At 39.4% G+C, this 14871-nt stretch carries 15 protein-coding genes; 14 read left to right on the top strand and 1 reads right to left on the bottom strand.

What is annotated here, in order from left to right:
* Positions 1–11 precede the first annotated feature (11 nt).
* Both bsdcttw_RS18370 and bsdcttw_RS18365 read left to right on the top strand, forming a co-directional pair.
* Positions 12–932, top strand: coding sequence for an aldo/keto reductase (locus tag bsdcttw_RS18370; protein WP_185256273.1), 921 nt, complete (start codon positions 12–14; stop codon positions 930–932).
* Positions 933–1164: 232 nt separating this feature from the next.
* Positions 1165–1761: a zinc dependent phospholipase C family protein gene (locus bsdcttw_RS18365; RefSeq protein WP_185256272.1), complete on the top strand. Its 597-nt coding sequence runs from the start codon at positions 1165–1167 to the stop codon at positions 1759–1761.
* Between the two features lie 294 nt (positions 1762–2055).
* Here the strand turns inward: bsdcttw_RS18365 and bsdcttw_RS18360 are convergent, their stop codons facing one another.
* Positions 2056–3174, bottom strand: a complete 1119-nt coding sequence (locus bsdcttw_RS18360) for a PucR family transcriptional regulator (RefSeq protein ID WP_185256271.1) — start codon at positions 3172–3174, stop codon at positions 2056–2058.
* Between the two features lie 159 nt (positions 3175–3333).
* Here bsdcttw_RS18360 and bsdcttw_RS18355 point away from each other — a divergent pair, with 159 nt between their 5' ends.
* From bsdcttw_RS18355 to bsdcttw_RS18300, 12 genes are all read left to right on the top strand, one after another.
* Positions 3334–3948, top strand: coding sequence for a cytidylate kinase-like family protein (locus tag bsdcttw_RS18355; protein ID WP_185256270.1), 615 nt, complete (start codon positions 3334–3336; stop codon positions 3946–3948).
* Positions 3949–4170: 222 nt separating this feature from the next.
* The gene (locus tag bsdcttw_RS18350) at positions 4171–4893 is read left to right on the top strand and encodes an amino acid ABC transporter ATP-binding protein (RefSeq protein ID WP_185259870.1); all 723 of its coding nucleotides are present in this window, start codon (positions 4171–4173) and stop codon (positions 4891–4893) included.
* A gap of 16 nt (positions 4894–4909) precedes the next feature.
* Positions 4910–5605: an amino acid ABC transporter permease gene (locus bsdcttw_RS18345; protein ID WP_185256269.1), complete on the top strand. Its 696-nt coding sequence runs from the start codon at positions 4910–4912 to the stop codon at positions 5603–5605.
* Between the two features lie 124 nt (positions 5606–5729).
* Positions 5730–6677, top strand: coding sequence for a substrate-binding periplasmic protein (locus bsdcttw_RS18340; protein ID WP_185256268.1), 948 nt, complete (start codon positions 5730–5732; stop codon positions 6675–6677).
* Between the two features lie 194 nt (positions 6678–6871).
* Positions 6872–8002, top strand: a complete 1131-nt coding sequence (locus bsdcttw_RS18335; protein ID WP_185256267.1) for an iron-containing alcohol dehydrogenase — start codon at positions 6872–6874, stop codon at positions 8000–8002.
* Positions 8003–8059: 57 nt separating this feature from the next.
* The gene (locus bsdcttw_RS18330; protein WP_185256266.1) at positions 8060–9409 is read left to right on the top strand and encodes an aspartate aminotransferase family protein; all 1350 of its coding nucleotides are present in this window, start codon (positions 8060–8062) and stop codon (positions 9407–9409) included.
* 271 nt (positions 9410–9680) lie between these two features.
* Positions 9681–10529, top strand: a complete 849-nt coding sequence (locus tag bsdcttw_RS18325; protein ID WP_185256265.1) for a pirin family protein — start codon at positions 9681–9683, stop codon at positions 10527–10529.
* A gap of 198 nt (positions 10530–10727) precedes the next feature.
* A complete protein-coding gene (locus bsdcttw_RS18320) occupies positions 10728–11282 on the top strand; it encodes a helix-turn-helix domain-containing protein (protein WP_185256264.1) in 555 nt (184 codons plus the stop codon).
* Between the two features lie 214 nt (positions 11283–11496).
* Positions 11497–11841, top strand: a complete 345-nt coding sequence (locus bsdcttw_RS18315) for a P-II family nitrogen regulator (RefSeq protein ID WP_185256263.1) — start codon at positions 11497–11499, stop codon at positions 11839–11841.
* A 207-nt stretch (positions 11842–12048) separates the two neighbouring features.
* On the top strand, positions 12049–13188 hold the full coding sequence (locus tag bsdcttw_RS18310; RefSeq protein ID WP_185256262.1) for an ABC transporter ATP-binding protein: 1140 nt from the start codon (positions 12049–12051) through the stop codon (positions 13186–13188).
* Positions 13189–14055 (top strand): ABC transporter permease, encoded by an 867-nt coding sequence (locus bsdcttw_RS18305; protein WP_185256261.1) that lies wholly within the window; start codon positions 13189–13191, stop codon positions 14053–14055.
* Positions 14056–14871 (top strand): ABC transporter permease, encoded by an 816-nt coding sequence (locus tag bsdcttw_RS18300; RefSeq protein ID WP_185256260.1) that lies wholly within the window; start codon positions 14056–14058, stop codon positions 14869–14871.

The raw sequence follows: 14871 nt of genomic DNA, 5'->3' as shown, positions 1-14871 counted from the left end.
GGAAGATTGAAATGAGAACGATTCAGTTAGGAAAGTCAGATTTACAGGTGCCGGTAATTGCTGTCGGTTGTATGCGTATTAATGGATTAGACCAGCATGAAGTGGAGAAATTTATTCATACAGCTATGGAAAATGGAGCAAATTTCTTCGACCATGCTGATATCTATGGTGGAGGGACCTGCGAAGAAATATTTTCAAATGCAATCCAAATGAATGCATCTGTCAGAGAAAAAATGATACTGCAGTCCAAATGCGGCATAGTTCCGGGCAGGATGTTTGATTTTTCAAAAGAGCATATATTAGAATCTGTGGATGCAATACTCAAGAGATTAAAAACCGAATATTTGGACGTATTGCTGCTGCACCGTCCGGATGCACTTATGGAGCCTGAGGAAATTGCAGAAGCTTTTGATCTGTTAGAGAAAGAAGGCAAGGTTCGTAATTTCGGCGTTTCCAACCAAAACCCTATGCAGATACAGCTTCTTCAAAAGACATTAAAACAACCAATAATAGCAAACCAGCTTCAGCTGAGTATTACCAATGCCAATATGATTTCTCAGGGCTTACATGTTAATATGCTGGATGATGCAGCTACGAACCGTGATGGCAGCGTTCTGGATTTCTGCAGATTGAATTCTATCACGATTCAACCCTGGTCACCTTTCCAGTATGGTTTCTTTGAGGGTGTATTCTTAGGAAATGAAAAATTCCCGGAATTAAATGCAAAGATTGACGAAATTGCTAATAAGTATGGTGTCAGCAATACAACCATAGCAATGGCTTGGATATTACGTCATCCGGCAAATATGCAGCCTGTAACAGGCACTATGAATACAGAAAGGCTGCTTGATTGTATAAAAGCAACGGAGATAAAACTTACCAGAGAAGAGTGGTATCAGATATATCTAAGTGCTGGTAACATATTACCGTAATATGGTATAAAATACAATTTATAAAAAAGCCAAAGCTATCAGATGTAAAATAATATGTATCAAATAGGACTATTTTTTAGGATTGCGTTAAGAATTTGTTAAAACGAAAGATAACTATTGTATTAAAGGGAATACGGGTGTACAATCACTAATGTCAGCAGAGGGAGGATGACAGGATAATGAATCCCTCATGTGTTACAGCTATTTGTCAATTACAAAACAGGAGACATAAATGAGAAAAAAATCGCATATTTCTTTAGCGGGTTATTTACTGGACAGTATGAAGAACGACGGGCTTATACAACACAAAAAAGCATTTTACATCGGTAGTATTCTGCCGGACTGTACCCCATCCTTTATTACAAAAAGACATACTATTGATGAGACCTTTCATATTCTAAAAAAAGAAATACTCAAAATAACGGATAACTATGATTCTGACAGGGGAATAGACAGATATTTCACTAGGCATCTTGGAGTGGTTACACATTATTTAGCTGATTATTTTACCTATCCTCACAACAATATTTTCGAAGGCAATATCAAAGAACATTGTGTTTATGAAAAGAAGCTGATAACTGCTTTAAGAAGTTACGTAAGAAGCGAAGAAGCAGTAAAAAACCGCGAAAAGAATTTTCTTTTTGATACAGTAGATGAGATACTGAGATTTATTAAAAGTATGCATGAGGAATATCTAAAAGTAGCGAAGAAGATAAAAGTTGACTGTGATTATATCGTCGAGCTCTGCCATAAGGTGGTAGATGGTATCTTACAGATTTTTGAAAGAAATTACCGCAACGCTATGATGCTGCAGGCAAATGCAGCATAGGATATAAAATAAGAGCATAAAATAAGAGTATAAAATAAGAGTATAAAATAAGAGTATAAAATAAGAACATTAAATAAAATCATTAAATAAAAACATTAAATATGAATATCAACTAAGAACATCAACTAAGAACATCAAGAAGCTCTGCACCAATAAGAGAGAATTACGCTTATTGGGACAGAGCTTCTTTTGTGGAGGGAATATGCAGGTGTTTTATGTATTGGCGTTTGTAAGAATTTCCAATAACAATTCGCCATATCAGTGAATAAGTTGTTCGAGATATTACAGCTTGTATTATATAGAAAAGTATTCTTTGATATAAAAAGCCATCAATAAATCAAATTTAATCTTTGAATTATCAAGTTCTGTATTTAAAATCTCTTTAATCTTTTTGATTCGGTAAATCACTGTATTTCTGTGGGTATGTGTTATCTCGGCAGTATTAATTAAATTACAGTCCGACAACAGAAAATATCGAAGCGTATTCATATAATCGGAATCGTGAAGGGTATCAAATTCTTCTAAGGCTCCAAGTTTTTTCTTATAAATATCTTGTAAAAGACCAAGGTCCGAGGTGCTAAACAGAACCTGAAAGAAACCTAAATCCTCAAAATTAGCAGAGGTAGTATTCCAAAATATCGCTGCCGCCAGACAGAAGCGGGCTCGCTTATAGCAAAGGGAAAGATCTGACAAGGAATGGGCTGTACTGCTGATACCTAGCTTTATACTGTCGCAAAATAAAAGAATATCCATAATGTCATCCAGCGTCGTTTGAAGATCGGATAACATATATACCAGTACCTGAAGATTTTCATGTTCAAAAAGGTGGTACTTTAGTTTCAAGTGGTTTAGAGAGAAAGTGATTCGGGTAGTGTTCTTGAGATTCTGAATGACAATAATCCTATAATCTGCTGTTGTAGAAAAACCATATTGATTAAGAGTTAAAAGAATATTTTCGTGTACCGGAGATTGATAGAGAGCTCCCTGGAAAGCAGCATTTAAATGGTCGGTACTCTGGGTATTATAGAGCAGGATACGGCAGTAATCCTGCATGATGTCAACCAAATGTATCTTCCAGGGCATAGTAAAGAGCGGAAACTTATTGATATTACAAAATTCAATAATATCTGAGGTGATATCCTGCAGGTCCAGGTATTTTCCGATGTTAAGCAGGATGCCGCTGCAATTATGTGTCATTAATGCGCAGATAAAATCGTAAAGTGATACGCCGCTTTGGGTAAAGAGTCCGGTTGTTATAATAAATTCCCCGCCCTTTAAAAAGGGCATATTTTGAAAGTCTTCCGCTAGATAGACCCAGGAAACAGAGTTGGTCAGCCCATTTTCACCTCCATGAAGTACCAGGCTGTATTTTCCTTTTGCACAGTCAAAGAGATCAGTAACTTGTGTACCCATAATCCTTCCCCCTTCTAATGATGGATTAGTATAGCATACTTTGTACCCAAAGTACAATAAATACGTAAAAAATTAGAATAAACGAATATTGTAGCTCGGGCTTAGCTGGAATATAATAAACCAAACAAAAGAGTACTTATTTGGAAAGAGGTGTTTGGTGTGAGTGAGAAATTTGTTGTAACAATCGCAAGGCAATTCGGAAGTCTTGGCAGGCCGATTGCAAGAATGGTAAGTGAAAAACTTGGAATTGAATACTATGACAGAGATATTGTAGAGATAGCAGCAAAAAATCTGAATCTTCCCGTTTCTACCATCAGTGATGTAGAAGAGAGTGCCAAGTCAGCTTTTTTTAATATGAACTATCCTCTGGGAATGGGAACGACTTCTATTCAGGATTCAATCTTTGCCGTGCAAAGGAAGATTATTGCAGATCTTGCAGAAAGGGAGTCCTGTATTATTGTAGGAAGGTGTGCTGACTTTATATTAAAAGATCACAAAAATATTATCAATATATTTATATATGCACCCTATGAAGCAAGGTTGGCCAATTGTGTTGAAAGACTAGATATGAAACCGGACGAAGCAAAGAAAATGATATCCTCCGTGGATAAGGCTAGGGAATCCTACCATAGACATTACTGCGGTTATTCGATGTCTGACAAGGATTATAAACATGTAATGCTAGATTCCAGTCTATTAGGCGTAGAAGGTACCTGTGAAGTATTAGCAGATATTATTGAAAAAAAATTCGGACTGATGCTAAATAATAAGTAAAAGGATTATCTTATTACATAAGAGCAATAGAGTTATAATCTATAGGTAAAATAATACAGAAACAACTGGGCAAGGGAGCTTAACTTTTAAGCACTCTTGCCTTTTTTGTTTAGGTTTATTGCTATGAATTTCAATAAATAGTTAACTGCATGGCACTTGATTTTGGGAGTGACAAGTGAAAGCTTAGCTTACAGTAATAGGAAAGAAGGTGAAAACATGGAAATGCTTGAAATAAAAAAACTTTCCAAATGTTTTGATGATTTGGAGGTCTTACGAGATGTAAACATCACGGTAAAGAAAGGTGAAGTGGTTGTAATAATAGGTCCTTCCGGCTCCGGGAAAAGTACACTGTTAAGATGTGTCAATCTGCTGGAACAGCCTACGGGAGGCGAAATTTTATACATGGGAGAGGATATTACCAAATTAGGTAAGAGAGTTACCGGATACCGTAAGCATGTGGGAATGGTATTTCAAAGATTTAACCTTTTTCCTTTGAAAACAGCCCTGGAAAATGTGATGTATGCACCAATTAAGTTAAACAAAATACCTTCAAAAGAGGCTAGAGAGAAAGCGGAGGAGCTTCTTCAAAAGGTTGGGCTGGAAAGTAAAGCAAATACTTATCCTTTAGCTCTCTCAGGAGGTCAGCAGCAAAGGGTAGCAATCGCCAGGGCTCTTGCTATGGACCCGGAGATGTTATTGTTTGATGAGCCTACTTCAGCACTGGATCCGGAGCTTGTAGGAGATGTCTTGGAGGTTATGAAGAAACTGGCAAAAGAAGGAATGACAATGATTGTGGTAACCCATGAAATGGGTTTTGCAAAAGATGTGGCGGATAGAGTTATCTTCATGGATGGAGGATATGTGATAGAAGAAGGGGCACCGGCAGATATCTTTTCACAGCCCAAAAACGAGAGAACCAAGTCATTTTTAGCAAGAGTGCTCTAATTGGAGGTGAAGCAAAGTGGAATTACATTTTAGAAAAGCATTTGATACTCTTGGACCTAATCTGCTGGGTGGTATCGGAATAGTAATATATATTACCATTGCCGGATTTGCTTGTGCCTTAATAGTGGCACTGTTGGTAGCAATCGGCAGACTATCAAAGAGCAAAATCCTCGGAAGACTTCTTGCTGTCATCATTGAGATTGTAAGAGGAACACCTTTATTAGTGCAGTTTTTCTATATCTATTATGTAGTACCGACATTATTAAACGGTTTTCTTGCCATATTTGGAATGGATACCAAGATACAGCTTGAAGCCACGACTTGCGGCATCATAGGGTTTGCCATAAATTATGGTTGTTATATGTCGGAAGTTATCCGATCAGCGATTCTGGCTATTGATTCCGGTCAGAGAGAGGCAGGTCTGGCATTGGGTTTCAGTGAAAATCAGGTATTATTTCACTTTATCATACCACCGGCACTAAGGAATTCCGTACCAGTCTTCGGTAATTATCTGGTTATGTTAATTAAGGATACCTCATTGCTTGCAATGATTACTGTTCAGGAATTGCTGCTTCGGACGAAAACCTATGCCTCCCAGACTTTCTTAACAGTGGAAGCGTACACGATACTTGCCCTTGTTTATCTGGCCTTAAGCTTACCACTTTCCCAATTAAGCAGAATTGTGGAGCAAAAGTTAAAACAGGTACGTTGATTGAAAGTACTATATATTACGAAAGAAGTTTTTCGTTTAACGGAAATACAGGTATTGCTTGAATAAGTTTAAGTTACATGATAACAAACTGGATGATGCTTAATAGCAGGAAGGAAGGAAATTTATGAAAAAGATGAATCTAAGGAAAAGCATTGCGGGAATTCTGATTCTTGTAATGGCACTGGCCTTAACCGGCTGCGGTTCAAAGTCGAATGATAACAGTAAAGAGACGGCAGCCACCGGAGAAGCTACACCCACTGCTAAAACAGAGGAGGGAGCAAAGGCTGCCGATACGGGTGGAGCTGCAGAATCCAAGCTTCTAAAAAAAATAAAGGAAACAGGATATATTACCATTGGTTCTTCCAATGATGCTCCCTTTTGCTATACGGATGTAAGTACCGGAGAACTAAAAGGAATTGACATTGAGATTCTGCGGGAAATATGTAAGAGACTTGGTATACCGGATATTAAAATGAAGGTAGTGGATTTTGCAAATCTTCTTGTAGAGCTAAATAATAATAATATTGATATGGTAGTGGATGCCATGTATGTAAAAGATGAGAGACTCCAGGTTGCGGCATTTACGGATAAATGGTATCAGGAAGGGGAGGCTGTGGTAATTCCCTCTGATTCTGCCATAGCCAGTAAAGAAGACCTGAAAGGCAAAGACATAGGTGCACAGCCGGGAACGACCTTCTATGAAACTGCCCAAAAATGGCTGGATGACGGTAAAATCGGTAAACTGGATGCTTTCGATAACCAGGCAACTCTCATGACAGCCGTTAATATGGGCAAGGTAGATGCGGTAGTAACAGATGGTATTGTAGCCGGTTACACCCTTTCATCGGATAGTTCACTTAAGCTTAAACTTCTGTCACCTTACGAAGCAGAGGCCAGCGGACAGATTGGAGCAGCCGTACGTTTTGAAGATGAAGACTTCTTAAAGGAAGTGAACACCGCCTTAAATGCTATGAAGGAAGATGGCTCCTTGCTTACTATTTTAAAGAATTATGGCCTAACGGAAGATTATTTTGTAAGTGTAGATGATGGCAAAACCACAAATGTAAAATAACAGAATTGCTGGCAAATCAGCCATGATATGAGGGGAGTGTGAGATGAGAGCTTAAAAATATAAAAGCTTCATCTTACAATACCCTTCATATATGTCCAACGCCTTCATTATTTCGTGAAAATTGCCCTTTTCGTTTTCACAACACCCTGTATAAATATATCTTTAAAAAGGATATATAGGAAAGGAGTTCATAAATGGAATTTCAATATTATCTGCCGGTGAATCTGGTATTTGGCCGGGGAAAATCTGAGATTATCGGAGAAAAAGCAAAAGAGCTTGGAAAGCACGCCTTAATAGTTACGGGTGGAAAGAGTACCAAAAGTTCCGGGCTCCTTGAAAAGACGGAGGAATTGCTGAAAAATAATGGCCTTTCTGTCACAATTTTTGACAAAGTTACCCCCAATCCATTAACAACAACAGTTTATGAAGGGGCAGAGCTGGCTGTAGCCAATGGCTGTGATATGGTAATAGCTCTTGGCGGAGGCAGCAGTATAGATGCAGGAAAAGGAATCGCTTTTCAGGCTGTAAACGGAGGCGATATCAACGAATACATTTACGGAAGAAAATCAAGCAATAAGGCTCTTCCAATACTCGCTATACCTACCACTTGCGGTACCGGAAGCGAGGGGAACGGATTCGCAGTTATGACGAATCCGGAAACATCGGATAAGAAATCTTTGCGCTGCAGTGCCATTGTGCCTGCCTGCTCTATTATAGATCCGCTGCTGATGATGACAATGCCAAAGGAAGTGCTTGCCAGTGTGGGCTTTGATGCTCTTTGTCATAACATGGATGCTTATATTTCTTCTATTGCCCAACCTCTAACAGATATGATGGCTCTTGAAGGAGTAAGACTTGCAGCCTCCAGTCTTCCGATACTTTATGAGGATTGTGAGAACTTTGACAGCTGGGACAGTTTATGCCTTGCCAGCACCTTGGGAGGCATGGTTATTAATACAGCAGGAGTTACCGCTCTGCATGGAATGGAACACCCTGTAAGCGGGCTAAAAGATGTTGTGCACGGCAAAGGACTTGCAGCTCTGGCACCTCACCTCTATGAAGCTTCCATAAGAGGAAGGACGGATAAATTTGCAAAATTATCAGTTCTTCTTGGCGGGCAAAATGAGAGGGATTTTACTGACCGTATCAGATTGCTATTAAAAAAACTTAACTTGGCGGTAACTTTAGGAGAAATGGGAGTGGAAGAAAAAGATGTGGATTGGCTTGCGGAAAACTGCCTGAAAGTTTCTGCTCCCAGTATGGCCAATCACCCGGTTGTATTTAGCCTGGAGGAGATAAAGAATATATATCGGAAATCAATATAATTCGTATAGAATAGCTTACGCTGGAATGAGCGCTAAAGCTTAGAATAGGAGGAATATATGTTAAAAGAAGCTTTACCTGAAATAAAGACAACGTTGCCGGGACCAAAGGCTGCAGCAATTTTAGAGAGAAGAAAAGAGGCTGTACCCGGTGCCATTAAGTCCGTGTACCCTTGTGTGATAAGCAGGGGAGAAGGTGCTATGATTGAAGATGTAGACGGGAATATTTTTATGGACTGGGTTGGAGGTGTCGGTGTTTTAAACATCGGCTACAGCCATCCGGAGCTTGTTGCAGCTGTTAAGAGTCAGTCGGAAAAATATTTCCATGCTATGATGAATGTTGTAACCCATGAGGGTTATATTGAACTGGCAGAAAAGATGAATCAGATAGTGCCGGTAAAAGAACATAAAAGAAAAACAATGTTTGCAAACTCGGGGGCAGAGGCCCTGGAGAATGCAGTTAAGATTGCTAAATCTTATACAGGCAGACCAAATATTATTGTATTTTCCGGTGCTTTTCATGGAAGAACTCTTCTTGCCTCCACTATGACAGCCAAAAAAGCATATTCAGTCGGCTTTGGTCCCTTTCCTGATGGTATATATCGTGCGGAGTTTCCTAATCTGTACAGAGGGCCGGAAGGGTACAGCGAAGAGGATTCTGTCAGGTATTATATCGAGAAGCTGGAGAAGGTATTCGAAGAAGGTGCTCCGGCTGAATTAGTGGCTGCCATTGTAGTGGAACCTGTTCAAGGAGAAGGCGGCTTTATACCGGCTCCCCTAGAGTGGGTAAAAGCTGTAAGAAAAATCTGTGATGAAAAGGGAATTCTTCTGGTTGCAGATGAAGTACAGACAGGTTTTGCACGATCAGGCAGAATGTTTGTGGCAAATTACTGGGAGGAGGCAGGCTGTTCACCGGATATTTTAGCAACTGCAAAATCCATAGCCGGTGGAGTCCCCTTAAGTGCGATTACAGCTGGGGTTACTATAATGGACGGAGTAAGAAACGGTATTATAGGCGGGACCTTTGGAGGGAATGCTCTGGCTTGTGCTTCCGCGTTAAAAGTAATTGAGATAATGGAAAGAGAGAATCTCTGCGGCAGGTCTCTGGAGATTGCAGCTAAATGCCGTGAAGAATTCGAATCCTGGAAAGAGGAGTTTGAGGAAGTCGGAGATGTAAGAGGTATTGGGTGTATGATGGGAATAGAGTTTGTTACTGATAAAAAGAGTAAGACTCCAAATGCCAGCTTGGTATCTGATATTGTGGGATACTGTGCTAACAATGGACTGATTATTGAAAATGCCGGAACTTATTCCAATGTGGTACGTTTTCTGTGCCCCCTTGTAGTTACGGATAATCAGCTTGACTGCGGTCTGCAAATACTCAAATCGGCAATCATAGCCTGCAGGTAATCACTAGACTTGAACATCGTGTTCAAATTAACCTGACCGACTGCTTATCTAAACGATTAACCGGATATATTTGGTTATCCTTCATGTGATTCGGGGAGAATGTGTAAATCTCTTTCGATAACAGAAAAATAGTGTTATACTAAGAAGCAGGATTTATTCAGAAATAAATTATAATGATTGTGCCAGGTCGAGTTTAGCTGCAAAGCGGAATGCCAAGAATAGCGTAAGCAGTTTAAAGCATACCCTGGACTGCGGAAAGGAAGCTTTAAGCATGAAGGATAAGTTACGAAAAATAAAAAAAATTACCACAGGCAAAGCCGGTGTAGACGGTGCTGGCGTGAAGCTGGTAAGAGTGTTCGGATATGAGGATACCTCGGATTATGATCCTTTTTTAATGCTGGATGCCTTTGACTCGGAAAATCCGGCAGACTATGTAAAGGGCTTTCCCTGGCATCCCCATAGAGGTATTGAGACTATTACCTATCTGATAGAAGGTGATATTGAGCATGGAGATTCTCTGGGGAATAAAGGAAGTATAAAAGATGGAGACTGTCAGTGGATGACTGCGGGTTCCGGAATCATTCATCAGGAAATGCCGCAAGCCTCAAAAAAAATGCTTGGAGCCCAACTTTGGCTGAACCTTCCGGCTAAGGATAAAATGACTGCACCAGCTTACGGAGATATTAAGAAAGAGAACGTTCCGGTCGTGCAGAAAAAGGGAGTTACTATACGTGTCATTGCCGGTAGTTATTGTGAAATAAAAGGAGCCTTTGAAGGGGCTTATGTAAAAGCGGATTATCTGGATGTAGAGCTGGCTCCCGGTACAGTCTGGGAGTATGAAACAGCTGAAAATAATACTCTGTTTATCTACATTTTTCAGGGAGAAGGGACTTTTGCACCGGAAAATAATGAGGCAGTGAAGGAAAAACATGCGATTCTCTTTGAGGAAGGGAATAAATTCTATGTAAAAGCAGGTAACACTGGACTCCGTTTTCTTCTGCTTTGTGCAAAACCATTGAAGGAACCCATAGCCTGGGGTGGACCAATAGTTATGAATACCAGAGAAGAGCTGGAAGAAGCTTTTCGGGAATTGGATAATGATACATTTATAAAGAGATAAATCGCGAGATAGACTAAAATATAGATAGCAACTGCATAACTTCCTATGCAGTTGCTTTTTATGCTTGCAATTATTTATAAAATTAGAATCACTGTAAATTAATTCAAAATTTAAGGAATAAAAAATTACCTTGACAAATATTTAATTACGGTTTAATATGCGTTAAAACGCACACGAAGGAAAGAGGGTGAACATCGGATGGAATTTATTACTCAAAATGTTGCCAGAAATCTTAAAAGAATTCGAAAAAATAAAGAGATGAGTCTTGATGATGTGGCAAAACAAACCGGTATCAGTAAAAGTATGCTTGGACAGATCGAGAGAGGAGTCTCAGTGCCTACGGTGGAAACTCTCGGAAAGATTGTAAGCGGCCTTAGAGTGTCTTTTAATTCCCTGATAAGCTCAGAAAAAAATGATATCATCAAGGTAAATAAAAAAGAACTTACCCCTTCATACATCAGTGAAGACGCCAGTTATAAAGCTTATGAGTACTTTCCTTATGAGGAAGACAGAACCTTTGAAGTATATATGATGGATCTGGAAGCTCATTCTGCCTATCAGTCGGAGGGACATGGGGACAATACCTATGAATTCTTAACGGTCTTTACAGGGGTGCTTACATTAAAAGTGGGAGAAGACACATATGAGATAGAAGCAGAGAATTCCATTCGTTTTCCGACTTATTGCAGCCATACCTATCAGAATGACGGGGATTCAATTGTTAAGTTCAGTGTAACATTTACCTGGGATTAAAAATATTTATAAAATGGATATTGACAATATAACGCACAAACGTTATAATTCATCTTAATTCAAAAAGAAATATCTAAAATATGGATACACCAAACAACGGCGTTTAAGAGACTCTTCTCTTAAGCGCTCTTTTTTATTTAAAACAGGCTTTGGCAAGAAGTAAAACGGAGTATTTATCAACATAAAAGGATAACCATGAAAGGAGAGGTTCAGTATGAAGGAAGTTACAATGTATATCAAACCGGAAAAGTTAGAGGTGGTAAAAGAAGTTCTGCTAAAGCATGGCTGCGGGGGGATGTCTGTTATGAGTATCATGGGCTGCGGAATTCAGATGGGAGACACCAAAACAGTAGATTTTAAAGGACTTCGCACCAATATCAATCTGATACCCAAGATTAAGGTAGAAGCCATTGTAAGGGATGAGATTGTAGAAGAACTGCTGTTGGATATCAGGGACAAAGTTGCTACCGGCCAGGTAGGTGATGGTAAGGTAATTATTAAGAGTGTGGAAGACGTTATGAGAATTCGTACCGGAGAGCGCGGAAACGACGCAATATAAAATAAAGCTCGGTCTAAGAATTATAGAAAGCTAATATAGAATGATGCGAGGATGCTGACAATGGTAAGTCGGCATTTTTTTGTTTGTAATAAGGCAGTCCGGAATTGCCGGAACAATCAATATATGAGGTGTTTTTGAATCACAGATGGGAGCGGGGAAAAATGGAATTGTGTTATATGAAATATCAGAAGGACAGGAGTGATTGGGATGACTGGGGATAGAAACAGAAAAGCAATTGTAGAAATAAGGAATGTAAATAAGATATATGCTGACAATCATGTAGTCCATGATTTGAAGCTGGAAATTTATGAAGGAGAGTTTCTCACGATGTTAGGTCCTTCCGGCTGCGGTAAGACAACGATACTTCGAATGATAGGCGGTTTTGAAGAAACAACCAGCGGGGAAATCCTGATTGAAGGAGAAAATGTAGAAGAAAAAGAGCCTTTTCAAAGAAATGTCAATACAGTATTCCAAAGTTATGCACTGTTTCCCCATCTTACTATTTTTAAAAACATTGCCTATGGTCTGAAAATGAAGAAAGTACCAAAGGAGGAGATTAAGAAAAGGGTACAGGAGATGTTGGAGCTGGTTCAGTTAAACGGTTATGACAAACGCTATCCGAGCCAACTCTCCGGCGGTCAGAAACAAAGAGTGGCAATTGCCAGAGCTCTCATTAACAATCCCAAGGTACTTTTGTTAGATGAACCTCTGGGAGCCCTTGATCTGAAGCTTCGAAAGGAAATGCAGCTGGAGCTGAAAAATCTGCAGAAAAAATTAGGTATTACCTTTGTATATGTAACTCATGATCAGGAGGAAGCCCTTACCATGAGCGACCGAATTGCTGTTATGAATCAGGGATATTTAGATCAGCTTGATACACCGGAAGGCATATACGAAAAGCCAAAAACAAAATTTGTGGCTGATTTTATCGGGGAGTCCAATATTTTTGAGGCAACGGTAAAAAAATCGGGAAGCACTCAAATCGTGCTAGGTCTGGAAGTAGGTGAGGTTCTTGCGCAGGCTGAAAAGGAGGTGTCCCTTTCAGAGATGGAGATGGTGCATATCTGTGTAAGACCGGAAAAGATGCTCTTTTCCAAGGAGGAAAAAGAAGGCTTTCATCTCTGCGGCAGGGTGAAGGAGCAAATATATGTTGGAAACATCATTAAGAGCAATGTGATACTTGCCAACGGGCAAGTGGTAAAGATAAGCCGTATGGATATCGATGACGTGCCAAGGATTGGGGAGGTTGTTAACCTGTACTGGAATCTGGATGATGTGGTGATTATGAAGTCCAGAGAATATCTTATCCATAATGTCATTGAGAATGTGAAACTGGGAGGGGATTAGATGAAGAAAAGTAATGAGCTGCATAAACGGATACCTCTTCTTGCCACAGTTTCTCCTGTTACTATTTGGTTGATATTATTGGTAGCAGCACCTCTTATCTATGTATTTTTCCTAAGTTTCTTAAGTACTGACGGTTATAACGTGGTGTACCGATTTACTTTATCGAATTATACGGAACTGTTAAACCCGACTTATCTTGAAATTTACTCCAATTCTTTTATCCTTGCTTTATTTACCACCCTTGCCTGTATTCTCTTTGGTTACCCTTTTGCTTATTCCATGGCACGGGCGGCAAAAAAGAAAAAGACCATTATGATGCTACTGTTAATGGTACCTTTCTGGACCAATTCCCTGATAAGACTAAATGGCTGGAAAACCCTTCTTGGAAAGACCGGAGCTTTGAATTCCTTGCTGCTTCATCTTGGGCTTATAGACCAGCCTCTTGAGATTCTCTATACCAGAGGAGCGGTTATCCTTGGTATGGTATATATCTTGTTTCCTTACATGGTACTTCCATTATTTGCCTCCATAGATAAATTGGATATGAGTTTATTAGAAGCATCGAATGATTTAGGGGCAAATAAAGTTAAAACATTTTTATATCTTACATTTCCTTTGACAGCTCCTGGGATTTTCTCAGGCACTATACTGGTATTTATTCCTTCTCTCGGATATTTCTTTGTATCGGATATTATGGGAGGAGCAAAAACACAGTTGATTGGAAACCTCATCGAAAATCAGTTTAAGGCAGCCAATAACTGGCCCTTGGGAGCCGCTTTTTCTATGCTGCTGATTGCAATTATTATCATCATGGTAACTGTTTATAAAAAGGCCGGCGGTGACATGAAGGATTTGGGGGTGCTTTAGATGAGTAGAAAAAAGAAGACCAATGGAAAGTTATTTACAAGTATTTACAATTTCCTGATATACATCTTTTTGTATCTGCCCATTGGAGTGGTAATTTTATTTTCCTTTAACACTTCTAAGAGAAATATCGTATTCGAAAACTTTACTCTACGCTGGTACCGGGAACTCTTTACCAACCAACCGTTGTTAGAGGCATATGGTAATACCCTGATAGTAGGACTTAGCAGTACGATAATTGCAACGGTTATCGGAACCCTGGCTTCCTATGGTATGTCAAAGTATAAATTCAAAGGAAAGAATATAATTGATATTCTGCTTTATATCCCTGTTGTTATCCCTGAAATAGTACTTGGTATATCCTTACTGGCTATTTTTAATTTATCCAGGATTCCCATGGGTTTAATCAGCCTTATCATAGCACATGGAACCTTTTGCATTCCTTTTGTAGTGTTTACAGTGAATGCCAGACTTGCAGGTTTTGACAGGTCGGTGGAAGAAGCAGCTATGGATTTGGGGGCAGGAAGAATAAAAACCTTCTTCACGGTTACCTTGCCAATAATCCTGCCAGGCGTTATATCCGGAGCCTTCCTTTCCTTTACCCTGTCTATTGATGATATTATTATCAGCTTTTTTACCACGGGTCCCGGAAGTAATACCTTCCCACTAAAGGTAATGGAGCTTACCAAAACGGGTATTACACCGGATGTATATGCACTTTCAACCATTGTACTGATAGTAACAATAACTTTAGTAATGGTTTCACAAAGAGATTCAAAAGATTCCAAATATAAGAAAATGAAGTCGGAAAATTTATAA

Origin of the sequence: Anaerocolumna chitinilytica (genome assembly GCF_014218355.1) — a bacterium.
Classification (GTDB): Bacteria; Bacillota; Clostridia; order Lachnospirales; family Lachnospiraceae; genus Anaerocolumna; species Anaerocolumna chitinilytica.
This window is presented reverse-complemented; position numbering and strand designations above follow the sequence as displayed.